The organism is Stieleria marina, assembly GCA_007741555.1.
In the GTDB taxonomy this organism is placed as follows: domain Bacteria; phylum Planctomycetota; class Planctomycetia; order Pirellulales; family Pirellulaceae; genus K23-9.
Map to the genome: position 1 here is coordinate 2,481,668 of CP036526.1, position 24,475 is coordinate 2,506,142.

The window sequence follows — 24,475 nt, forward strand, 5'->3', positions numbered from 1 at the left end:
GAGTGGAAGGCGTCGCGACTATTGATTGTCGTTGTAGCACGCCAATGAGATTTCGGTAGCGATGCTGCCAGATTCTCCGCTGAGCGGATTGGGGGTTCCGTCCAGCAAATGAGTAACGAATTCACGGACCAAATTTCCGTGAACGGGGGCAATGGCCGGTAGCGTCCAGTCTTCTTGTCCGGAGGGTGTCTCCAGCCACAAGCGTCCTTGGTCCGAAAGGCTGTCTGTCCACAGAATGCCCTGGGTTCCGACTATTTCGAGCGTGTCGCGTGGCACGGGACTGTTCCACTGAAACGACGCGACCGCTTGAACGCCATTGGGAAATTCCATTGCAACCGATGCAGCGTCTTCCACCGAAGCGGCCAAAGTTTGCGTGCCTGTGATCGCCTGGACGCTGAGCGGCTTGCCAAAAAAGCAGGCCATCAAGTCAAAGCGGTGCGTTCCCACGTCCATCAAAAATCCGCCGCCAGCAATCGCGTTGTTCAATCGCCATGGCTGATCCCCATCGGATTCGAATTGCGAATAAGTTGAAACTGAAATGCGCAGCGGATCACCGATCGCTTGCTCGCTTAGTAGCTGTTTGATTTTTTGCACGACCGGAAAATGACGTCGGTAGTACGCGATGGAGAGCGAAACACCATGCTGGGCACAGGCGTCGTTCATCGTTTGACAATCCGACGTGGACAGGGCCATCGGTTTTTCGCACAGCACATGTTTGCCGGCTTGAGCACACTGAACCGTCAGTTCGCAGTGGCTGTCCGGTGGCGTACCGATGTAGACCGCGTCGACTTCGTCGCAGCGGAGCATCTCATCGACGCTGTCAAAGACTTGCGGGTTGCCATGTCGCGAAGCAAACGACTTGGCTTTGGCAACATTGCGGTTGGCGACGGCGACCAATTTGGAGCGGTCAACTTGATAAAACGCGGGACCACTTTTTCGCTCAGCAACATCACCGGTTCCGATGATTCCCCATCGCACATGTTTCATAGGTCTATCGGCTGGCTTTTTCTTGAAAGGTGATTGCGATGACGGACGAAAATTCTAATGAACATTGACGTTGAGGGATCGTGCAGTCTCCATCAGTTGGCTTCGCGTTTGGGGCACGTGTCGTGATGGGGGCAGGACGGCCAAGTGCGAGCATTATGCCTCGCCCCAGCCAGCCTTTTTGTCAGCGACGTATTCCGCAAAACGATCTTGCTCGATCGCATCGCGTGCGCCCTGCATGACTCGTTGGTAATACGTCAGGTTGTGAATTGAAAGCAGGATCGGGCCGAGCATTTCTTTGGCATTGAACAGGTGCCGAAGGTAACCGCGACTGTGACGACAAGCGATGCAGGGGCAGTCTTCTTCCAGCGGACGTGTGTCTTCACGGTGAACCGCATTGCGAAGTTTGATCGGTCCGGCGTCAGTAAAGCCAAACCCATTGCGACCGTTTCGTGTCGGCATGACGCAGTCGAACAGATCGATACCGCGAGCGACGCTTTCGAGCAAATCAATCGGTCGCCCAACGCCCATCAAGTAGCGAGGTTTTTCGACTGGCAGTTCTGGCGTCGTCGCCTCGGTGATGCGGTACATTTCCGAGGGGGCTTCGCCCACACTTAACCCTCCCACGGCGTATCCATTGAAATCCATCGCCGACAGTTCTCGGGCGCACTGCATTCGTAGTTCGGTATCCAATCCACCCTGCACAATGGCAAACCTGGCCTGGTCGTCGCGAGTCGCTGCGTCCAAGCAGCGTTTGGCCCATCGGATCGACCGCGCCATCGCGTCGACGACCACTTCTTTTTCCGCTGGCAAAGCGACGACGTGGTCCAGCACCATGACGACATCGCTGCCGAGTGCTTCTTGGATTTCGACCGAATACTCGGGCGTCAGTTCGATCATCGCACCATCGATGTGGCTGCGAAAAGTGACCTGCTGTTCGGTTACTTTGTTGATCGCGTCCAAACTGAAAACTTGAAACCCGCCACTGTCGGTCAAGATCGGGCCGTCCCAGCCGCTCATCGCGTGCAGACCGCCAAGTCGACGGACCGTTTCGTGACCTGGCCGCAGTGCCAAGTGATACGTGTTGCCCAAAATCATGTGGGCACCCGTCGCGGCGACTTGGTCAATCGTGACGCCTTTGACAGTTCCCTGTGTACCGACAGGCATAAAGCCTGGTGTCTGGACAGGACCGTGTGGCGTTACAAAAACACCGCGACGCGCCCCAGTGGTCGCGTCGCGGTGGGAGAGTTGGAAATCGAACATGAGCGATTTGCAAATCGACTGATTGAATCAGTCGCCTCGCATTTTTAAACCCATTTCGGTCAGCTTCTCGCGAACTTCGTTCAGGCTGGTCACACCAAAGTTTTTGCACTCCAGCATGTCGTCGCCTGTTTTGCGGATCAGTTCGCCAATGGAATTGATCTGCAATCGCGCCATGCACTTGCGTGCACGAACCGACAAGTTCAAATCTGCGATCGGACGATCCAGCATGGCCTGCTCATCAGCAGACATGTGGCTGGTGTCGATCGGCGGATCGTTGTTCTTCTTCTCGTGTGCAAACTGGCCAAGTGACAAACCTTTGGCCTGTAGCATGTCGCGAATTTCGACCAAGCTGGTTTCGCCAAAGTTCTTGCTGGACAGCAATTCGGATTCGCTGGTGCGAGTCAAATCGCCGATGGTGTCGATCCCCATCTTTTGCAGACAGTTGCGACTTCGCACACTGAGCTCGAAATTCGTCACAGGCATGTTCAACGTCTGTGCCAAGCGATCGTTGCGACGCTGGGCTTCTTCGTCGTACAGCATGTTGCCAGTGGCAGCAGCGTCTTTCATGTAAAGCTGCGTCTGCGGATGGCTTGGATGGCTATCCAAGATTCGCTTGTAACACGCCTGGGCTTTGTCCAGTTGGTTGTTGTCTTCGTAGATCAGGCCCAGGTTGATCAGGGCACCGATCCCGGTTGGGAATGCCTTCGCGGCACGTTCGTACAGACGAAGCGATTCTTCGTCGTTGCCCAAGCGGTCGTTTTCGAGCGCCAGGCCAAACAGTGCCCCCGCGTGATTCTCGTCCGTTTGGATTGCACGTTCGTACAACGTCAAGGATTCGTCCAGTCGCCCGCCGACGGCTGATACGGTCGCAGCACGCTGATACATGTAGTCGGCGGTCTGTTCGGCAGGTCCGAAGATGTTGTCCAAGATCGCCATCGCTTCATCGATACGGCCTGCGTAACGATGTGATTCAGCGATCCCAATTTTGCATTGGTCTTCGTTGTATCCCGAAGTCTGCGCTGCTTCGTAGGCTTTGATCGCGTCTTCGTAGCGTCCAAGTTCGAAGTTGCATCGCGCCTGGTAGAACAGAGCCATCGCACTGCCATCGGCAGCGGACAGAGTTTGCAAAGCGTCCGCAAACTTTCCAAGCAAGAATTCGCACACACCCATCTTGGTCTTACCAGCGGGTGTCAGCGATTCGCTCTCTTGCATTTCGTTGACTGCATCGCGCAGTTCGCCAAAATGGCCGTAGTTTTCGGTGATCGCAGTACGGATTTCGCCTACATCTGCGGGGCCGAACGAGTTATTTGAAAGAATGACATCTTTCAAGTCGAGCACGTCGAGGTCGACTTCATTCATCGAGACAGGTCTCCTTGCCCACTAAGATTAGGGGCGATGGGTTCTCGGGTGGTGGGCTGTTGTATTTCAGGGCTGCTTGAATCAAACCAGTCGGTGACATCGACACGCTACGACGCAGCGGCTGCGAATTTGGGCGTGGAATTTCGATTCAAGGTTGAGATTTTTAGTGGAAAAAATATATTTTGTCGACCGCGAACGCACGGAAGGCAAGGAAAGGCACTTCGCGGCCGAATAGAGGTGGGATTGGTTCCATTGCGGTGGAATAAAAACGATGCCAAACCTTGCCTTCGCTACCAGGCCTTCCGATTTTAGCGGGAGAGAGCACATTGTTGGCGGCGGTACCCGTCCTTGGTCGAAACAGGTTTCATCTGTTATCTTTCGATTTACAGGCCGACGTAGCTCAGTTGGTAGAGCGTCGCATTCGTAATGCGCAGGTCGCCGGTTCAACTCCGGCCGTCGGCTCTTTGAAAGCCTGCCTATCTCGCCACCGATATCTTTCATCGCGGTGTTTCTTCAGGGATCAGGCTGTCGGCAGCGAAACGTAGCCTTTGGCGAGGTACGGCCCGCTGCGGAAGACGCGCATTGATCGGCCGCGAATCGAATCGTTGCAATCAAGAACAAGCTGGGCTCTCCGATCGGGACTGTCGCGATCAAAATATCGCGTCACAATCTAGAAGATTCCTGAATTCACGTTCGCTTGAGTTCGCACCGCACTTCGAGAGACCTTTTGCTTTGTCGGACCAGATTGACGAGCCGCCACAACAAACGCCCGATGAAATTTTCACGACGGCGGTCGTCTTCGAATTGGCACTTGGAGCGCTGGCGCTGATTTTGGGTTGGATCCTGGGGCCGGACGCTCGTGCGATGATTCCCGAGTTGACGCTTGAAAACTGGTGGCCGGTTGTATCGGGGATTTTATACGGTTGCCTAGCGGCGATTCCAATTTTAATTTTCATTGATTTGGTTCGCCGACTGCCGCTCGAAAGCGTGCGTCAACTGGATCGACTTGGCGACGATGGGATTTTCAAAGCTCTCTTGGAACTCCGGGGCATCGAACTGGTTTTAATTAGCATCTGCGCCGGAGTTGGCGAAGAACTGCTGTTCCGTGGATGGCTGATGTATTTCATGGCATCCGGCGGCGAAGGGGGACCGACGACGTTTCAGTTGGGGGCGGCGTTGGTGGCATCGTCGATCGCATTTGGCATGGTTCATCCAATCACCAAGCTCTATGTGCTCCTGGCAGCCATCATGGGGCTGTACTTCGGAGCGTTGTTGATTTGGACCGAAAATCTGTTGGTCCCGATTGCAGCGCACGCGGCATACGACGCCGTGCAGCTGATCATCAGCGGTCGAAGAGGCGACGACTCAATTGTGGTCGTCGAAAACTGATCGTTCGACACGAAGGTTTCGTTTTTCTAGCCGCGAAGAAAGAAGCCTTTGGCGACCTGAATGGCGAACAGCATCACGCCCATGATTGCTAGGATCGCGACGGCGAACGGCAGGACCGCAGGCCCAAGCAACACGAAGTTGATGGCAAGTTTGGGATAAAGCGTGGGCCAAAACGCGACTGTCAAGATCGCACCGGCGCTGAGGTACGGACCAAATGGCGTCTCGGTTTCGCGCGTGATCAGAAGCTTGATAGTGACGATCGCAATCGACGTAAACGGTGCCAAAAAGAACGTCGTCAACGCGGCTTGCCAACCCAAAAACGCACCGATCATCGCCATCAGTGTCACGTCGCCAAACCCCATTGCTTCGCGGCGCATCGATACCCAAGCCACGATGCGAATGGCCCAAACGATGCCACCGCCAACTGCCAATCCCACCAGCGAAGTGAGTAATCCGTGCCAGCGATCGCCACCGATTGCAAACACGGCGGCGATGCCGATGACGCCGGCGACCCAAATTCCGGCCAGAAGTTTCCAAGTCGGCAAACGGACCAAGCCGGCAAAGAAAAATTCGATCGCCTTGGCAAAACCTTTGCGAGTAATAATGCGTCGGTCAGCCAGTGCAAAGCACCAAAGCGACCAGATCGCTAAGCCTGTCATCAGTCCCGTACTGGTTCGCCATTTGGGAGCCAGCGGCGCCCAAGGCAGATTGAAGTAAGCAGGGCTCAGCCAAGTTTCGTTTCCGTTGGCGACATCAACTGGCAAAAACCAATAAGCCGAACACGCCGCCAGCAGCAAACCGATGATGGTTCCCGGCACCGTCAAAACATCGGGGATCGTCTGTTCGTCGAAATCGATAAACGTTCCGGCGACCAGTAGGAACAACAAGAACGCGTGCCCAACCGTTAGTTGGCTTCCCCACGCCTCAAAATCTTTTACCAGCTGCGCGTTTCCTTGCAGACCTACAGGAAGCAAACCGCCGATTTGGGATTCGAACCAATAGAGCAACGGAAACGCGATCGCCAATGCCAGTTCGATCAGCAGTGGTCGAATCCAGAAACCAGTGCCATGGATTTCGCGTTCACGTCGCAGAGTCATCCAGCCCAAAACCGGCAGCCGATCTGCCCACGTCCTGGTGGGCGTTTTTTTGTCCGCGGGCGCCCATGGACTGATCGGCCGAGGAAAATAGCACCAGGTGTAGATCAGGTAATTGGCGGCGGAACCTGCGACGAGGCCACTGATTGCCAGCACCAAGTATCGCAAGTTGAGAGGGAGTCCGATCCAGAAATCAATCACCGAGAAAATCCGTCGTCGCGTGGAGAAAAAAGCGCGGCCGTTGCATGTAGGTCAAAATCGAAAGTCGGCACAATGGGCATCGTCAACGCACTGACGCGATCTACCGCGGCGGACAGGTTGGCGAGGCCGTTTTGCTGAGTGACCAAGCCGTTTTGCTGAGTAATTCGCCGGGTAGGATCGCCTAGCAAGCTTGGCACGGCGTTTGGCCCGATGCTTTGTTCATCTTGGTTGACGTTGGATTCCGACGCAGCAGCCTGGTGTGCAAATCGTAACGGCTGTCGGCCACCCTTGCCGCCCCGTGTGGTTTGGTAAACGGGGGTCTAGCAAGCGGAACCAGCGAAAGGCGACGTGGTTCCCGCCGCTGACGAAACCGCAGGGCGATCCAACTGCCGCGTCGGGTTACCAAAAACGGCTTTGTCTCAGCTTGAAAAAGTGCTGGCCCCTGATTGAGATCGCTTTTCGATTGACGGCAGAATTCGACGCCACTAAACTGCCTCCAGGTAAACCCTGCGTCCGTAGATGCCTGTTTTGCCTCCCGCCTGCCCGTTCTTGGGCTACCCGCATCGGTTCGATTTATTTGGCTGTTGCTGGATTGGCGTTGTTTGACCACCTGTTACTTGAACCGCTCAAGGAACGACTTGGTGTTGAATGCAACGTTTCCTCCGCTCGCGATGCCGTTGGTTGTCAAACCGCGCGTCCGCGTCCCGCAATCCACTCACTCGCTCGCGTCTATGAACCCCCACGCAAAGTCCGCCGTTATTCCGTCACGACACTTGCCTTTCTTGCTCGTACTCATTTGTGTGTCCGTTTTGCCGACGCTTGGTTGGGCCGACGAGCGAGAAGCTGAGCAATCGCCGCAACAATCCGCTGAGCAAGACACCGAAACGGGCGCCGGCAAAGCCGAAGCCATCATCCCGCCGGTTAGCTATCACGAACAAATAACGCCGATCTTCCGCCGTAATTGTTTCGGATGTCACCAGGGCGCCAAACAACTTGGTTCGTACCTGATGACAAACTTCACCGCGATGGTCAGAGGTGGAGAGAGCGAAAATACGGCAATCGTTCCCGGCAAGCCGGACGATAGCTTTTTAATGGATCAGATCCGAATCGTGGACGGTCACGCGGAGATGCCGAAGTCACCCGCAAAGCCGCTTAGCGCAGTTGAAGTGGAATTGGTGTCGCAGTGGATTTCCCAAGGTGCAAAAGATGATTCGCCAGCCCAGTTGGGGCCGCAGTATTCTGCTCAGCAGCCGCCCGTTTATGTCGGCCCACCTTCGCTGCCATCGATCGACGTTTCGCCCGATCAAAAGTTGATTGCGGTGGCAGGTTTTCACGAAGTGATATTGATCGACGCCGACAGCTACCAAACTCGTGCGCGTTTGGTCGGGATGAGTCCCCGAATTAAGACGGTGCGTTTCTCGCCCGATGGTAAACGGTTGGTTGCCGCGGGTGGCACTCCCGCGGTCAGCGGCGAACTGCAAGTGTGGAGCGTGGACGATGCAACGTTAACACTCTCCCTACCGGTCACCTACGACACACTTAGCGGAGCAAGCTGGTCGCCGGATGGTTCGATGATTGCGTTTGGTGCAGCCGACAATACGCTGCGTGCGGTGGACGCCCAAACAGGCGAGCAGGTTTTGTTCCAAGGCGCTCATGATGACTGGGTGCGTGATACGGCGTTCACGCCCGACGGAAAACACGTGATTTCGGTTGCCCGTGACATGACGACCAAGCTGACCGAAGTCGCGACGGAAAGGTTTATCGACAACATTACTTCGATCACGCCGGGCGCGCTTCCCGGTGGCCTTAGCAGCGTTGTGGCCCATCCGACGCGAAATGAAATCGTTGTTGGCGGTGCCGATGGAGCTGCAAAGGTCTACCGTGTGTTTCGCGAAACCGAACGCAAAATCGGCGACGACGCAAACCTGATTCGCGCTTTGCCAAAAATGCCTGGTCGGATCGTCAGTGTCGCGATCAGTCCCGACGGTTCGCGGATTGCGGCTGCCGCGTCTTTGTCGGGGAAAAGCGAGGTTCGAGTTTGGAAGTACGACTTTGACGGGACGTTGCCGGCTGAGATCAAAACGATATTGGCTAAACGAGTTGCGGATCGATCCGCGGACGAGAAGAAAAAGGTGAGCGACTATCGCGGCAAACCGATCGATGAAGTGGTCAAGTTTACTGTGCAAGACGCGGCGGTTTATGCCGTAGGTTTTGCCAAGGATAATTCCGTCTTCTTTGCCGGTGACGACGGGGATGTCTGCCACTTAGACGCGACCGGCAAACTGACCAAGCGGTTTGCCGCGGCCAAAATCAACTCCGACGCGCGAGCTGCAAAACTTGATTTCGATGCCAAGAAATGGACTTCCGATTCCAAGCGAACGGCGTCATCGGGTGACGAACCAGAGTCATTAGGTGCTGTGTCGATTGATGCCGCAACGGTCAAGTCGATCGTCGTTGAACCTCAAACGATTCAATTGGATTCGCCGTATGCCTACGCTCAGATCGTGGTGACTTCGGTGGGAGTGGATGGTGCCACGAATGATTTGACACGGCAAGCGACGTTTCAGGTTCCCGATACGGCAATCGTGTCGCCGTCGGGGTTGGTTCGCCCGACAGGCAATGGCACCGGCGTCATCACGGTTTCCTTTGGCGATCATTCTTCGGAGATCCAATTCACGGCCAGTCGTATCTTGCCCGTCGACGAAGATGAATCCATCGGCGCAGTTGATTTCATTCGCGACGTCAATCCTGTGCTTAGCCGACTCGGATGCAACCAAGGCACATGTCACGGAGCGCAAAAGGGGAAGAACGGTTTTCGACTGTCCCTGCGTGGCTACGACCCCGTTTTTGATCTGCGAGCTTTGACGGATGACCTGTCAGCACGAAGGATCAATCCGGCTCAGCCAAACGAATCCATCATGCTTCGCAAACCGCTTGGGCTGAGCCCGCATCAGGGTGGCACGTTGATGTCGCCAGGGGATCCCAATCACGTAATTTTGCACCGGTGGATTGCCGACGGCAGTCAGTTGGATTTGAAAACCAAAAAGGTGCAGCGGTTGGAAGTGTTTCCGGTCAATCCGATCGTGGAATCGACGACTGCGAAGCAACAAGTCCGCGTCGTTGCTTTTTATCCCGATGGTTCCAGCCGCGATGTGACTCAAGACGCATTTATCGAAAGCGGTAACACGGAGGTCGCCACCGCTGCGGTCGGCGGCTTGCTGTCGTCCCTCCGCCGCGGCGAAGCACCGATTCTGGCTCGCTACGAAGGCGCCTACGCTGCAACGACTCTGACGGTGATGGGCGATCGTCGTGGCTACAAGAAAGTCGCGACCGAATCTTGGGACAAAATTGACGATCTGGTCGCTGACAAATGGGACCGTGTCAAAGTTGTGCCAAGTCAGTTATGCGACGACGCGACATTTTTGCGACGCGTGCACTTAGATTTGACTGGGCTGCCTCCATCCAGCGACCAAGTGCGGGCCTTTTTGTCCGATCAGGAACCCACGCGAACGAAGCGGGCTCGCGTCATTGATTCGTTACTTGGCAACGACGCTTACGTTGATTTTTGGACCAACAAATGGGCTGACCTGTTGCAAGTGAATCGCAAGTTTTTGGGGGTCGAAGGCAGCACCAAGTTCCGTGAATGGATTCGCACGGCGGTCGCCGAAAATCGCCCGTACGACCAGTTCTCGCGGCAGATCCTGACTGCTAGCGGTTCCAATAATGACAATCCTGCAGCGTCCTACTACAAGGTGCTTCGTGAACCCGATGCGACGATGGAAAACACGACGCACCTCTTTTTAGGGATTCGTTTCAACTGCAATAAGTGCCACGATCATCCGTTCGAGCGTTGGACGCAGGATCAGTACTACGAAATGTCTGCTTTCTTTGCGCAGGTCAAACTGCAAAATGATCCTGCGTCGGGCGATCGCAAGGTAGCTGGCACAGCGGTTGAAGGTGCCAAGCCATTGTTTGAGAAAGTTGTCGACGGCAAAGGTGAAATCCAACACCCCAAAACCAACCAAGACGTCGTTCCTGGATTTCCGTTTCCGGTCGCCCACAAGGCTCCTGCGAAAGGTAGCCGACGGGAAAAACTCGCTCAGTGGATGACTGACGCCGATAACCCGTACTTTGCAAAAAGCTACGTCAATCGTCTGTGGGGCTACCTGATGGGCGTCGGTCTGATCGAACCGATCGATGACATTCGTGCCGGCAATCCTGCGACGAATCCCGAGTTGTTGGACCATTTGACGACATGCTTCATCGAATCGAATTTTGACACCCAAGAAGTGCTTCGCAAAATTTGCAACAGTCGTACGTATCAGTTGAGCGTGCAGACGCGGCCGTTGAACGAAGACGATACGCAGAATTACGCCCACGCATTGCCGCGGCGTTTACCAGCCGAAGTGATCTACGATTCGGTTCACGCTCTAACTGGCTCCGTCAGTGCGATCCCCGGCGTGCCGCGAGGGACTCGGGCCGCCGCATTGTCGGATTCCGGCGTGCGACTGCCAGACGGTTTCTTGCAAAACCTCGGTCGGCCAGCACGCGAAAGCGCATGTGAGTGCGAACGCAATTCGGATTTGCAGCTCGGACCTGTCATGGCGCTGATCAGTGGCCCAACGATCGGCACCGCGATCTCGGATCCCAAAAATGAACTCGAAAAGCTGGTTCGCGATCTTCCAGACGACGCGGTGTTGGCCGAGGAAATCTTTTTGCGTGCTCTGGGTCGACCGCCCACCCCGCAGGAGTTGGCGGCGTTTAGTCAGATGGCCGGAATGATCAAAGCCAACCACATCGAGATCGTTGACGAATTGGAAGCAGCGGAACAGAAATGGAAACAGCGACGAGTGGTTTTGGAAAACCAACGCCAGGAGAAGCTGACGTCCATTGAAGAGAAAATCGCTCAGCGGAAGGAAGCAACTAAAGCAGAACGCCAAAAGTTGGCGGCCGACCGTTCAAAGGCAATCGCATCGGCGACGGCTGCCCTGGAAAAGTTGCAGAAGAATCTGGGAAAGAAAATCGATCAGATCTCGGCCGATTTCGCCAAGGGGTCTTTGGAATGGGTACCATTGCGACCATCGGTGCTGACTGCGACTAACAAAGCGGTGATGAAACCGCTTTCGGATCGGTCGATTCTGGTTAGCGGCAACAAGGACAAAGCCGTCTACAACTTGCAGTTTCCCACTTCGCTGACCAACATCACCGGATTGCGAATCGAAGCCATCGCTGATGACAGTCTGCCCAGTAAAGGACCGGGATTGCCGAAGAACGGCAACTTTGTGGTCACTGAAGTGGAGGTCAAGGTGGCGTCAGCGGACGATCCCAAGAAATTGGCAGGTGTCAAGATCGCCAGCGCGCAAGCGGATTTTATGCAGCAAGGGTTTTCGATCAAGCAAACGTTTGACGGCCGAACGCGAGACCAAAAAGGCTGGGCTGTCTCCGGCGCGACCGGAAAGACTCACTGGGCGACGTTCCAGTTTGACAAACCGATCGCCAACGAAAACGGCGGTGTAGTTCACGTCGCGCTGCATCAATTTCACAACGCCGCTGATCATCGACTGGGCCGTTTCCGGATCAGTGCAACTACATCGCAGGGCGAGATTCCACTCAGTTTTTCAGAGGAGATCGCTGCTTCGCTGTCCACCGCCAAGGATCAACGGTCCAAAGCCGATTCCGATCTGTTGTTGGGATTTGTGGGGGGAACCGACAAGGCAATTGTTAAAGCCAAGGCTGATCTAGCGGTCGCCAACAAACCGGTGCCACCCGATGCAGTCCTGGTCGCATTGCAGACACGACAAAAAATGCTGGAGACGCCAACGCCTGACGACGTCCAGTTGGTCCAACTGCGAACGGACGCCAAGCAAAGCACACAGCAAGTTGCCAATATTCGCTTGACCGCCGCAGAAGATTTGACGTGGGCTTTGATCAACAGCCCGGCCTTTTTGTTTAACCACTGATACAACGCTCGATTTAGTTCCAAACGCAATCGTTGCACCGCACAGTTCGATCACTTTGGTCGATTGCGTCAGGCTATTGCATTGCACGACTCCATTTACGCTCCTTCCCTGAAAGACACCCGCCATGCTCTCGATCAAAGGCTTTAAAGCAAAAGACCTCTGCGATCCCCATTTGGCACCTTCTCGGCGAACGTTCCTGCGTGTCGGTGGGGCTGGCATGTTGGGTTTGTCGCTGCCAAATCTGTTGCGATTGCAGTCGGCTAGCGCAAGCGAAGCAGCCAGCGGGTTATCGAGCGGAGGACCGGGGTGGGGCAAGGCCAAGAGTATCATTTTGGTGTATCTCCAAGGTGGCCCCAGTCATCTTGATCTTTGGGACCCCAAAGAGAACGTGCCGGACAATGTCAAAAGCGTCTTCAAGCCGATCAGCACCAAGTTGCCGGGCATCAAGTTCACGGAAAATTTGCCCAAGCTAAGTCAGATCAATGATCGGTTCACGACGATCCGATCGATGTCTTATACACCCAACGGCTTGTTCAACCACACCGCCGCGATCTACCAAATGATGACGGGATACACGACCGACAAGGTCAGCCCGTCAGGCCAACTGGAACCACCGTCGCCCAAAGATTTTCCTAACTTTGGCAGCAACATCATCAATATGTGTCCCGTGGACGAACCGATGTTACCGTTCGTGATGCTGCCGCGTCCGCTGCAAGAATCCAACGTGATCGGCAAAGGTGGCACCGCTGGTTTCTTGGGAAAATCGTTCGATCCCTACACGCTATATCCGACCGGCGACGATCTAGATATGAACAAAATGGACCGCATCAAGATTGACGACTTGAAACTGCGGCCAGAGGTTTTCAGCTTGCGTCTGCAGCGCCGCGCATCACTGCGGACGTTGCTGAACGCGCAGATGCCTGACATCAACAAAGCGGTAGAGTCGTTTGAGTTAGACGAGTACTACGACCGAGCTTTATCGCTGATTGTATCGGGGCGAGCCCGAGAGGCGTTCAATCTGAATGCGGAAACAGCCGACACGCGAGATCGTTACGGTCGCGATACTTTTGGTCAAAGCTGTTTGTTGGCGCGGCGATTGGTTGAAGCGGGAACCCGAGTTGTCGAAGTCATTTGGCCTAAAGTTGCCAACAGCGACAACCATTCTTGGGACCATCACAAAGACCTGAGCAAGCGAATGAAAAATCAATCCGCTCCGATGTTGGACGGCGGGTTATCGGCTTTGATCGAAGACCTGGACGATCGTGGCATGCTGGACGAAACACTGGTCGTCGCGGTTGGAGAGTTTGGCCGAAGTCCTCAACGTGGGGTCAGCACCAGCGGCAACAATAATTCCGACGATGGACGTGACCACTGGCCGTATTGCTACACCGCGCTGATGGCCGGTGCAGGGACTCGGCGCGGCTATGTTCACGGCAAAAGCGACAAGACTGCGTCAGCGCCATTGGAAGACCCGGTACATCCAGCGGAATTGCTGGCCACGATCTACCACAGCTTTGGGATCGCGCCGGAGACGATTGTCTACAACCACCTGAAGCAACCGCGCGAGTTGGTCAAGGCCGAAGCGTTGACGCAACTGCTGAGCTAGATCGGTAGCTTTCGACGAAGATTCGACGAGTTTTGCATTGCGAATTGAAGCGACGGATCTGTCGGATGTCGCGAGCGCTGACTTCGACCGGCAACTTTCTTTTACGATCACGGTTTAGGGTCCGTGACGCGCGATTAGACCGTGCGCCTTCTTTTATGGCGTGGTCGGAGCTGTTTGCTCGTCCGCTTTTGTAATCGCGTGTTAGCCATCGGGGCGATTGTCGCCGGCTTTATCTGCAAAGTCGGAAGGACCCGGTGTGCATCTTGCTGATTACACCGTCTGCAACACTGCGCAGGAAAGCCGCAGTTTCTGGGTGAAGTTTCCGCATCATGCCGATTCGTAAGCTAGGTTTCAAATGGAATCGATCACTTCAGTCGATCACGAAACGCCCCACCCCCTATTTGCAAACCCTTCGTTAGAAGTGCCATGAAATCACTGTTCAACCTCAAACGCGGCCCGATCAAAGGACGTCGTCGCAAGTCAGGTCAGCGAAAGGCCGTTGCGACGGTTGAGTTCGCGATCTGCTTGCCCGTGTTGATCGTGTTGACACTTGGCACGATGGATCTGTGTTCCCTGATCTTCTTGAAGGAATCAGTGACGATCGCGGCTTACGAAGGAGCTCGTCGCGGAGTGGGACGTGGACGAACCAATGCTGACGTGACGTCTCGAGTCATTGAATTCTTGGATGACCGCGACATCGAATTTGACGGTGCCGGCCTGACTCAGTTCAGTTCGCCAGATTTTACGTCCGCCGAAACACTGGAGAACGTCACCGTGACCGTGACTGTACCTGCCGCTGGCAACATGATCATTCCGCTGGGAATGTTTGATGCGTTGACGGTTTCCTCATCTGTCACGATGCGAAAAGAATACAAGAACCTTACGACCAATTAATGCTTGAAAGCTTGATCCTCGCGATCCACCACCCAACCAATTGCCGTCCAGAAAAGCCTTACACAGCCAAACCCTACACAGCCAAGCCTTGCACAGCCCGCTCTGTCGCTCAACTGCCTCGCAGCGAAGTCTGAAGACTGAATCACTATGATGAGAACAAACAACCGAACCGCCCGACGCTCCAACGCTGCACGTCGATTACGATCCCGACGTGATTCGCGTAAGGGTGCGGCGATGGTCGAATTTGCAATCATCGCCAACATCATGTTCGTTGTCATTTTTACGTGCATGGAATTTGCACGCATGAACATGGTTCGCAACCTTGCACAGGACGCTGCGTACTTTTCAGCTCGACACGCAATCGTCCCGGGAGCCACCTCCGAAGAAGCGGTGGCAGAAGCAGAACGGATCATGGGGGCGATGTTGACGACGGGCTACACCGTCGATGTCAGCGATTTGGATGCAGAGTCGGGCATGGTCAATGTGACGGTTGATGTGGATCTGGATGCCGTGGCACTGTTCGCACCAATGTTTTTGCCGAGTGCAACGATTTCGACGACAGCACGAATGCGGACCGAACGCTACGACGGTTTCTACGAACAATAAAAATGACCACCACCCGCTCTTTTTCAATCTCTTCGCTACCAAGCTCTCTTTTCACTGTTAATCACCAACGAAGCTACATCATGAATATCACTACCAATAACCGGCGCTCCCCACGCGCGGCTGCCATGTCGCGGCGCGGGAGTGTCATGACACTGATGGCTTTTGTATTGCCTGTCTTGGCTCTACTGGCGGCCTTTTGCGTTAACACGGCCCACATGCAGCTGACACGGACGGAATTGGTCGTCGCGACTGACGCCGCCGCACGAGCGGGCGGGCGAGCGTTCAGTGAAGTGCAGACCGTCGCAGCTGCCAAAGACGCGGCCAAGGTGACTGCCGCACTGAATACCGTCAACGGCAAGCCGCTGAAGATCCGCGATGGAGACTCGGCGAACGAAATTGAGTTTGGAAAAACAAACCAGTACGACGGCACGAGTAGCCGTTATCACTTTGAAAAGATTCCGACATCACAAATTGACAATGGTACGGTGGCAAGTGCCGTACGCGTCAACGGTATTCGTGACTTCAATTCACTCTCAGGGCGTGTTCCGTTGATCATCCCAGGTTTGCTGGATAAATACGATTTCGGAACCACGCAAGCCTCGGTTGCCATGCAAGTCGATCGTGACATTTCGATGATCATCGACCGCTCTGGATCGATGGGCGAAGTGGAATTCGATTGGCCCAACAACACATCCCCTTGGTACAGCTCGACGATGTCCGCAGGTTACTACGCTGGAATGCTGACGCGTAGCTATAGCAGCCGCCGAGGATATTCCTACTACTACGCTTCTGGCGTCAGCGAATTGGAATACAAGCAGTGGGCATGGGAAGAGCACTATGATCTCGGAACTGCTCCACGACCGCCATGGCAAGACCTTGTTGCAGCTGTCGACGCGTTCTTGGATGTGCTCGATACGACCAGCCAAGAAGAACAAGTGTCACTGGCCAGTTACTCGACCTATGCAACTTTGGATACCTGGTTGGAAAAAGACCACCAAGTCGTCCGCGACAAAGTTGGAGACCTCTATCCAAATGGATGGACGGCGATTGGACGAGGAATGCAGTCGGGGATTAACGCACTGTTGAGTAATGAAGCGAGACCGTTTGCTGCTAAGACCATGGTCGTGATGACCGACGGAATTGAAAATCGTGGTGATAGCGCTGTGACGGTTGCTCAGAGCTTTATGGGCCAGTACTTGCTGACGATCCACACGGTTACTTTTGGCGAAGGTGCTGACCAAGCTCTGATGCAGCAAGTTGCTGCGATCGGCGGAGGCAAGCACTATCACGCTGCGGACGGTGACCAACTGATTGCGATCTTTGAAGAGATCGCAAACAACTTGCCAACCATTTTGACAAAGTAGCATCGCATATCGCGAACGTCGCGTGGTGTTCGTCTCTCTGAGGCGAGCATCACGTTGCAACATTTAACGCAACGGGGGACAAATCATGTCCAAAGAAACAACCAACCAATCAGCTAGCTCCAAGAAGTCATCCAGCGACAAGGCTGGGCCGTCAACCAAATCGACTAAATCGACGAGTTCCAACGTCGACCGTCGCCAACGCAATGGTGGCATCGCCCAAGGCGGACGCCGTAAAGTCGATCGCGCCGTTGTAAAGCCCTTTAACACGTCGTCCAGGATCTGGTTCGGGCTGTCGCTGTTGCTGACACTGGTGATCATTATCTGGACGTTTTCGGTTCCCTTTCGCACGGAGAAGCCGATCTTTGCGTGGGACAAATCGGATCTGCCCAAACGTCCTCTGAACATCTCGCAGGAAATCTTGGATGATCCTGAACACCGGATGTCAGATGATCAGTACAAGGCTTTCATCTGGGAGATCGAAGCAGACCTTCGCGAGCAAGTGGAAATCCGCAATCGAGTGCCCGACAACCTTCCCGATGCGGAGCAGTCCAAGCGAGTGGCTGAACGAAAGATCGCCAACTTCGAAGCCGAATTGGAATCGCTCCAAGAGCTGGAAGGCAAAGTGAAGGATGGTTTCGAGAAGGGCTCCATTGGTTTTCAAGCGATGGAAAATCTCCGCGAAAAACTCGCTCAATCGGGCGAACTAATGCCAGCGAAGTAGACTCGCGACTCCTGCGGGCGACTGCATCGAGCCGCAAAACGCGGTTTCGCGGCTGTTTCGGCATCGATTCAGCCAACTTGGGTGGGGGCGCGTTGCACTGACCAATTATGCTATTGGAACAGCCGTTCAACCTCGCCAATTCCTTCTGTGTTCAATCGAAATGCACCCGCACCTCACCCCTGGCAGTCACCTCGGTCAGCGTGTCACTTCCGCGTCAGTTCTCCGGCACCTCTGCGCAGGCTTGTTGTGTGCTGGCAGCTTCATCGCAATTCAGTCGAATTCGATCGCGCAGGATGCTTTCGTTGACGCCGATACGGCAGTGGAAGTTCAGCCAGACTCACCTGTGGATGATCAAGTCATCCAACTGAATCAGATGGCGGCTCAGGGCGGCACTTCGCTCGGTACCGCGCTCAATGCGTTTACGCGCATCAATCGCTGGTCTGACGCCGACCGATGGCTGCAGAATGGCGTCAGCGGTGTGAATGATCCTGCGGAGCTTGCAGGAATTGCAAAGCAAATCGGAGCCGACAACTTGTTGCGATTAGCAACGAGTGACCAGATAAGCGCCGACGCCAAAAAAATGGTCGAGAAGCTGGGGCAGGCCGCGCAAAAATTTGCTGAGTCCAAGAGTAGGCTGGCCCAAGCCATCGATGGGTTGGATGCCGATTCGGTTGATCAGCGATTGGAATCCGCACGTCGGTTGTTGACCGGTGGAAATGCAGCGGTTGCGGCGCTGGTCGCAGCGGCCGTAAGCGAATCGCCCACGGCGCCGCGAGAAGAGATCTTGCGAGCGATGTTGAAGATTAGCGAAAGCGGCCGACAGGCGATCGAGCAATTGGCCATCTACGGACAAGGATCGGTGCGTGCCAGGGCGACAGGGGCGCTGACGCGAATCGATCGGAAATCGGCTCTGCCGGATTTGCTGACGGCTCTCTATGGCGCAGATTCGACGCCGGAGGAAAAGAGTTTTGCACAAGTCAATTTGCCTCCCTTGACCCAAACACTACCGACGCTGCCAGAAGCCAAGGGGGTTCTATTCACCGAACTCAATCGTCAGCGACGGCGTGCCCAAGATATCGAAAACGGTTTTGATACCGTCACACTTTGGTCGATCGGTGCGGATCGCAAATCAGTCAATTTTCAGTCCGTACGCACTGTCATAGGGGCCTATCGTGGCGCCGTGGATGCCGCGTCTCGCCTGCGCCGTGTCGGTGGACTCTCACGTGGCATGTTGGACGCCGTGTTGGCATCCCAAATGGGCTATCGCGTCATGATTGATCCGGACTGGGGCACCGTAGAACAAATGGAATCGATCGATGCGTCGTTCGCCGATCAAGTTGGCGAAATCGATTTGTCAGACGCGATCGCACTTTCGCTGAAGAACCAGGACTATCCCGCTGCGATCGGGTTGATGCGACTGATTGGTCGGTCGAACCTGGCGGGCGATGTTCAAGGACTGTTGTTTGGATCGCAATCAAAGCTCAGCGTGCTTGTGGGAGCAACGCTTCATGGTGAACCCCGTGTTCGTTACGAAGCGGCTGCGGCGATCGCCAGACTGAATCCTCCCAGCTCGTTTGCTGGTTCCAGCCATTTCATCAAATGCTTGGCGGAAATGCGCGATCTGCAAAACTTGCCGTTGGTGTTGTTGGTGGAAACGCGAGCCGAGGTGGCTTTGCAGCAAGAACTCATTCTGTCAAAGATGGGATTCCAAACCGAGGTCGTCGGTGCGGTGCTTGATTTGGAGCGCTGTGTAGCACGTGGTGGTGACTTACGCATGATTCTGTCCAAGACTCAGCTTTGGGACATTCCTCCGGTCGAAATGATCGATCGTGTTCGCCGGCTACCCAAAGGCCAAAACGTTCCGATCGTTTTTTACAACGAACCGATCCGGCCATCGGACCCCGAGTTTGTGGCCAATCTGGTGGATGACGAAGAGGAGGATGAGTTCTTTGCCAAACCGAAACCACCCGTGCTTCATCAGCCGATTGTCGGGACCGAGAAGTTTTCGATGGCCAAGCAGATCCCTGGACTCGAATCGGATCGTTGGAATGCGCCCAGTCGCCAAATCCCCATGCCCAGGACCCCTGCGGCGTTCACCAACTTGTTCCTGGATTTGGATCTGGTCAATCGATTGCCGGAGCTTACCGCGATTGACCGGCAGCAGTTTCGGAAAACCGCAATGGACTACCTTAGCTCGGTTCAATAGCGTGAAAGATTGCTATCTGGACTGGTGGTCGCTGGATTTTGCGATCCCGCTATCGTGTGCGAAGAAATCACGGTATCGTGCTTGTGATCGATGGTTCAGCAACGTCTATTCTTTTCAACTAGTTCTCGACACGCCTGTTGATCAAGCAGGAAGCGACCCTGGAAATGGCGTGGCGATAGCCGACGACAGGTGACAGTCAGGGTTCGACGAAGTCAGATTTCGCATCGTTACATATGGCAATCCTAGGAAATCCCCCGCACGACTCTTCGTCCCCTGCGCTACCGGGCATCATCGGTTCGTCCGCGGCGATGCAAGAGGTCTATCGCTTGACCAGGCGTGTCGCTGGAAGCAACGCATCGGTATTGGTGCTGGGCGAAACCGGTGTGGGCAAAGAGTTGATCGCCGGAGCAGTTCACCAACTGAGTCACCGAAGTGGCGGTCCGTTCGTAAGAGTCAACTGCGGGGCGCTGAGCGAAAGCCTGCTTGAGAGCGAATTGTTTGGTCACGTTCGCGGTGCCTATACAGGGGCGGTTGCCAATCGCGCCGGCCGCTTCGAAGCGGCTCATGGGGGCACGATTTTCCTAGACGAAATCAATAGCACGTCGCTTACCTTGCAAGTCAAATTGTTGCGTGTGCTTCAGGAAAAGGAATTTGAAAAGGTCGGCGATACTACCACCTTGCAGACCGACGTCCGCGTCATCGCGGCCAGTAATTGCGACTTGATGCAGTCGGTACGAGCCGGAGATTTTCGCGAAGATTTGTATTGGCGTTTGAACGTGGTGCCAATCGAAATCCCACCGTTGCGACGTCGCCAAAGTGACATTCCCGCATTGGTCACTCATTTTCTGGAGTACTACAACGAAGTGAACGATCGATACGTCGTTCATATGGGCGATGGCACGCTGGATGCCCTCAAGAGCTACCACTGGCCAGGCAACGTTCGTGAACTACAAAACTACATCGAACGCGCCGTCGTAATGTCCGAAACGGACGAACTAAGCGTCAGCCTGCTTCCCGATTGTGTGACCAACGATCAGGCACCCATTGGCGTGAATATCAAATCCGTCGATGTTGATTCGTTGACTCGCGATGTCGTCATGCAAGGTTTGAGTGACGCAGGAAGCGACGCGGATGACGTCCACAGCATGATCGTCGATCGAGTCGAGCGGGAATTGATCGCACAAGTGTTGGCGGCTTGCCGAGGCGTTCAAACTCAAGCGGCCAGTCGTTTAGGAATCAATCGCAATACGCTGCACAAGAAAATCAAGCAGTACGGGTTGGACGAAATCGACAGTAACGCGTCGGATTCGTAAACCCGGTTGTCCGTGATCAAGTAGTGGCCTTCGCGTCATGCGAATATCTGAAATCCCAAGCACGCGCTCGCGCGGGATCGCCGTTTGAAGTGCTAGTTGTCGATCCACCGTTTGAGCAGACCGTCGTACGCGTCGATTCGTCGATCGCGAAGAAAGGGCCAGTGAGTGCGGACGAGATCGATGTCGTCCAACTGACAATCTGTGATCACCAATTCTTCCTCAGCACTGCTTCCCTGGGCGATCACTTCGCCTCGAGGTGACGCGACAAATGAGTTGCCCCAAAATTCAAGTCGGCCTTCCACGCCGACTCGATTTGGAGCGCCGACATAGACGCCATTGCTGATCGCGTGGGCTCGCATCGCCGTTTGCCAGGCGTCCAATTGACCGGCGCCGAATTCGTCTTTCTCGTCATCGATCCAGCCGATCGCGGTCGGGTAAAGCAAGATTTCGGCTCCCGCGAGCGAGAACAGGCGAGCAGCTTCGGGGTACCATTGATCCCAGCAAATGCCGACACCCAGCTTGGCGTAGCGAGTTTGGATGGGGGCAAAATCCAAATCGCCCGGCGCGAAATAGAATTTTTCGTAGAACAACGGATCATCAGGGATATGCATTTTGCGATACCGCCCGGCGATAGAACCGTCCGCGTCCAAAACCACCGCAGTGTTGTGATAGACGCCCGGCGCGCGGCGTTCGAATAACGGCACGACGATCACGACTTCGTGCTGCTTCGCGACCGCCGAAAGTGCATCGGTGCTTGGGCCTGGAATCGATTCGGCAAGATCAAAATTGCGGTGATCTTCGCTCTGGCAAGGATAGGGGCTGTTGAACAACTCCTGCAAACAAATAACCTGAGCACCTTGGGCAGCTGCCTTTGCGATCCACTGCGAAACTTTTTCGATCGCTGCGTCACGTGAACCAGCATTCTGCATTTGCAAAAGCGTTAAACGAACATTACGTGCCACGTTCAATTCCTTGGAAAAACCATTTGATGACCGAAACGATTTTCTTTGCGGGCACAGACACGGACGTTGGAAAAACGTATGTGGCTGCATTGGTCGCAAAGACACTGCATTATTCTGGCGTCAATGTCGGTGTCTACAAGCCGGTCGCGAGTGGTTGCCGGTCAATTGGCGAAAAGTTGGTTGCTGCTGATGCCGATCAACTCTGGCAAGCAGCAGGCCAGCCCATGGATTTGGATACAGTCTGTCCGCAGAAGTTCTCGGCGGCGCTAGCGCCCAATGTCGCCGCCCAGGCCGAAGGCAAAACGGTGGATGCCGCGCTGCTGAGAAATGGAGCCACTGTTTGGCAAGATGCTTGCGACACGCTAATCGTCGAAGGTGCCGGAGGTCTATTCAGCCCGCTCGCTGACGGTTTGTTGAACGTCGATCTGTTCAAGCAATTTCAGCCGGCCAGCTTAGTCATTGTCGCAGCCAACCGATTGGGAGTGATTCACCAAACTTTGGCGACCTGCGCTGCTGCATCGTGCCGCGGTATCGTGCCGACGGGGATCATCCTTTGTTCTGTGCAGGCAGATGACGACGAGTCTGTCTCGAACAACGCGACCGAAATCGCCCGCTACACGGACGTGCCGGTGCTGGGGCAGGTCGGTTTTGGTGCTAGCGAATTGCCGTTTGAAATGTCGCGGCTTTTCCCTCCGCCGGCCTAGCCAATCAACGGTCCGTTTGTGTCTTGTCTCGCTTGCGGAAACCGCCCGTTTCTCCTTCGCCACGACTGGGGCGATAGCGTTTGGTTTGCATTCGCAGGTTTAAGAACTCGACCAACAGTGAAAACACCATCGCAAAGTAAACGTAGCCTTTGCTGACCGGCGTGCCCGCGGCTTCGCTCACCAGGACGACGCCAATCAGAATCAAAAACGACAGTGCCAGCATTTTCACCGTGGGGTGTTCTTGGACAAAGTCGCTGATCTGATTCGCAAAGATAATCATTACGCCAACCGAAATGATGACGGCCGTCACCATGATGGGGATTTGATTGGCCATGCCGACGGCGGTGATCACGCTGTCGAGCGAAAAGATGATGTCCATAAATGCGATTCGTAGCAGCACTCCGCTGACGGTGATCGATCCTGGCCGGGCCTGATCTGCGGGAGTGACCCCGTCGTGTGCGCCTCCTTCATCTCCAGGCAGATTGCCAATATCGGCTTCTTCTTCGCCGCCTTCGATTTTGTGGTGAATCTCTCGAACGGCGGTGTACAGCAAAAATAGACCGCCGAACAAAAGGATCAAATCGCGCGTGGAAACTTCGTTGACTTCGTGATCCTCTGCCAGGCTTTGGGCCATTGCAGCGGTCGGTGCAAAATCAGCTAGTTCGAACAAGGCTCCGCCCAAGCCCATGATCCAGCCGATCATCAGCAGCAACAAAATTCGCATGCCCATCGCTAGTGCCAAACCAAACTTGCGGGCGAAGGAACGTTTTTCTTCGGGCAGCCGGCCGGTGATGATCGCGATAAACACGATGTTGTCGATGCCCAAAATGATTTCCATCAGGGTCAGCGTGAGCAATGCGAACAACGCGTCGGCAGAAAAGAGCGATGCACTTTCGGCCAGCTCCGCGCCACTGGCAAGAATCATTCCCGTCATCGTGATCTCCATCATCAAGATTCGCTCGTTGATAAAACGCCCTGGTCAGGCACAGCTATTGCTTCGGAAGGTGTTTCGGCGGACGGCTGATGCATCGGCAAATAGGGGGAAGCGATCCCCGCTATTCCAATGATCAAAAGGAGCCCCAGCGTAACTTTTCGCAGTCGTTGACGCCCCAACCAATCGCCAAATTTTAGGCCAAGGTAGGTTGCCAGTAGTAGCAGGGGAATGGCAAGGGCAGCGAAGACGGCGGGGCGGACAATCAAATCGCCAAAAAACAGATAGAGCACGATCATCCCGGGGGCCAAGCTGATCAGATACATGGCAAACAAAAACCCTCGCATCTGACGCGGCGTCCAGTCATGAGCCTGCACCCAGAACACCATCGCGGGTCCGCCCATTCCGACCAGACCTTGCAAAAGTCCGGATAGCGGAAAGGCCAACCACGCCCACGCTGGATGCAGCGATTGCCGTGGTGTGGGTTTGAATAATATGATCGCCAGCGTCGCGATCAATACGACTAGGCCGACGACTTGTTTGATTCGGTCGATCGGAAAAGTCTGCAATGAAACCAGGAGGCAAACGCCGATTGGGAGGAATACCAGCCGAGTGAACGCAGGCAGAGCAATTCGCCGGATCGAAATGGATTCGCGAAGCGTCCAAACGCCAGCGATGTTTTGCGGGACGGTGGCGATCAGCAGCGACGCTTGGGCTTCGGGGATCGAAAACCCGAACCACAGCAGCGACGGCACGATGATCAATCCAGCGGCAAAGCCAGCGGATGATTGCACAAAGATGCCCACGAACAGGATCATCGCGAGCGGGAGGTAGTCTTGCATCCTGCAGATCGTAGCGAAACAAGATCCGCGACGGCAGTTGGCAGGTAACTGCAACCTGCACCTTGAAACTGGCAGC

17 protein-coding genes and 1 tRNA gene are annotated in these 24,475 nt (G+C 54.9%); 11 read left to right on the plus strand and 7 right to left on the minus strand.

All coding sequences use genetic code 11. From position 1 onward, the window contains the following. Positions 1–18: 18 nt before the first annotated feature. The 3 genes from K239x_RS08540 to K239x_RS08550 all read right to left on the minus strand — a co-directional run bounded on the left by K239x_RS08540 (position 19) and on the right by K239x_RS08550 (position 3,606). A complete protein-coding gene (locus K239x_RS08540; protein WP_145417421.1) occupies positions 19–987 on the minus strand; it encodes a Gfo/Idh/MocA family protein in 969 nt (322 codons plus the stop codon). A gap of 153 nt (positions 988–1,140) precedes the next feature. Further along, positions 1,141–2,247 carry a tRNA guanosine(34) transglycosylase Tgt gene (gene tgt / locus K239x_RS08545; protein WP_145417422.1) on the minus strand — a complete coding sequence of 369 codons (1,107 nt, stop codon included), beginning with the start codon at positions 2,245–2,247 and terminating at the stop codon, positions 1,141–1,143. Positions 2,248–2,274: 27 nt separating this feature from the next. Then, entirely contained in the window at positions 2,275–3,606 is a 1,332-nt protein-coding gene (locus K239x_RS08550) for a DNA-directed RNA polymerase subunit alpha C-terminal domain-containing protein (protein WP_145417423.1), read from the minus strand. A 389-nt stretch (positions 3,607–3,995) separates the two neighbouring features. On the opposite strand from K239x_RS08550, the gene K239x_RS08555 reads away from it, so the two are divergent. Both K239x_RS08555 and K239x_RS08560 read left to right on the plus strand, forming a co-directional pair. Then, positions 3,996–4,068 (plus strand) — tRNA-Thr (locus K239x_RS08555). Positions 4,069–4,338: 270 nt separating this feature from the next. Continuing rightward, the gene (locus K239x_RS08560; protein ID WP_419189832.1) at positions 4,339–4,995 is read left to right on the plus strand and encodes a CPBP family intramembrane glutamic endopeptidase; all 657 of its coding nucleotides are present in this window, start codon (positions 4,339–4,341) and stop codon (positions 4,993–4,995) included. Positions 4,996–5,021: 26 nt separating this feature from the next. On the opposite strand, the gene K239x_RS08565 is transcribed toward K239x_RS08560, so the two are convergent. Further along, the gene (locus tag K239x_RS08565) at positions 5,022–6,290 is read right to left on the minus strand and encodes a prepilin peptidase (protein WP_145417424.1); all 1,269 of its coding nucleotides are present in this window, start codon (positions 6,288–6,290) and stop codon (positions 5,022–5,024) included. Between the two features lie 641 nt (positions 6,291–6,931). On the opposite strand from K239x_RS08565, the gene K239x_RS08570 reads away from it, so the two are divergent. From K239x_RS08570 to K239x_RS08605, 8 genes are all read left to right on the plus strand, one after another. Next, positions 6,932–12,250 (plus strand): DUF1549 domain-containing protein, encoded by a 5,319-nt coding sequence (locus K239x_RS08570; RefSeq protein WP_419189833.1) that lies wholly within the window; start codon positions 6,932–6,934, stop codon positions 12,248–12,250. A gap of 124 nt (positions 12,251–12,374) precedes the next feature. Next, entirely contained in the window at positions 12,375–13,856 is a 1,482-nt protein-coding gene (locus K239x_RS08575) for a DUF1501 domain-containing protein (protein WP_145417425.1), read from the plus strand. Between the two features lie 426 nt (positions 13,857–14,282). Next, on the plus strand, positions 14,283–14,750 hold the full coding sequence (locus K239x_RS08580) for a TadE family protein (RefSeq protein ID WP_145417426.1): 468 nt from the start codon (positions 14,283–14,285) through the stop codon (positions 14,748–14,750). A 147-nt stretch (positions 14,751–14,897) separates the two neighbouring features. After that, on the plus strand, positions 14,898–15,356 hold the full coding sequence (locus tag K239x_RS08585) for a TadE/TadG family type IV pilus assembly protein (RefSeq protein WP_419189834.1): 459 nt from the start codon (positions 14,898–14,900) through the stop codon (positions 15,354–15,356). 80 nt (positions 15,357–15,436) lie between these two features. After that, positions 15,437–16,720 (plus strand): vWA domain-containing protein, encoded by a 1,284-nt coding sequence (locus K239x_RS08590; protein ID WP_145417427.1) that lies wholly within the window; start codon positions 15,437–15,439, stop codon positions 16,718–16,720. A gap of 85 nt (positions 16,721–16,805) precedes the next feature. Continuing rightward, on the plus strand, positions 16,806–17,441 hold the full coding sequence (locus K239x_RS08595; protein ID WP_145417428.1) for a hypothetical protein: 636 nt from the start codon (positions 16,806–16,808) through the stop codon (positions 17,439–17,441). Between the two features lie 160 nt (positions 17,442–17,601). After that, entirely contained in the window at positions 17,602–19,647 is a 2,046-nt protein-coding gene (locus K239x_RS08600; RefSeq protein ID WP_145417429.1) for a hypothetical protein, read from the plus strand. 308 nt (positions 19,648–19,955) lie between these two features. Next, positions 19,956–20,960 carry a sigma-54 interaction domain-containing protein gene (locus K239x_RS08605; protein ID WP_419190064.1) on the plus strand — a complete coding sequence of 335 codons (1,005 nt, stop codon included), beginning with the start codon at positions 19,956–19,958 and terminating at the stop codon, positions 20,958–20,960. A gap of 92 nt (positions 20,961–21,052) precedes the next feature. Here the strand turns inward: K239x_RS08605 and K239x_RS08610 are convergent, their stop codons facing one another. Beyond that, positions 21,053–21,889: a carbon-nitrogen hydrolase gene (locus K239x_RS08610; protein WP_419190065.1), complete on the minus strand. Its 837-nt coding sequence runs from the start codon at positions 21,887–21,889 to the stop codon at positions 21,053–21,055. A 59-nt stretch (positions 21,890–21,948) separates the two neighbouring features. Between K239x_RS08610 and bioD the strand changes: the two genes are divergently transcribed. Further along, the gene (gene bioD / locus K239x_RS08615; RefSeq protein ID WP_145417432.1) at positions 21,949–22,626 is read left to right on the plus strand and encodes a dethiobiotin synthase; all 678 of its coding nucleotides are present in this window, start codon (positions 21,949–21,951) and stop codon (positions 22,624–22,626) included. A 4-nt stretch (positions 22,627–22,630) separates the two neighbouring features. Here bioD and K239x_RS08620 read toward each other — a convergent pair whose 3' ends face one another. Together K239x_RS08620 and K239x_RS08625 are read right to left on the minus strand one after the other, a co-directional pair. Beyond that, positions 22,631–23,575 carry a TerC family protein gene (locus K239x_RS08620; RefSeq protein WP_419189835.1) on the minus strand — a complete coding sequence of 315 codons (945 nt, stop codon included), beginning with the start codon at positions 23,573–23,575 and terminating at the stop codon, positions 22,631–22,633. Further along, positions 23,575–24,399 carry a sulfite exporter TauE/SafE family protein gene (locus K239x_RS08625; RefSeq protein WP_145417433.1) on the minus strand — a complete coding sequence of 275 codons (825 nt, stop codon included), beginning with the start codon at positions 24,397–24,399 and terminating at the stop codon, positions 23,575–23,577. Before K239x_RS08625 ends, K239x_RS08620 begins: the two co-directional genes overlap by 1 nt. Between the last annotated feature and the right edge of the window lie 76 nt (positions 24,400–24,475).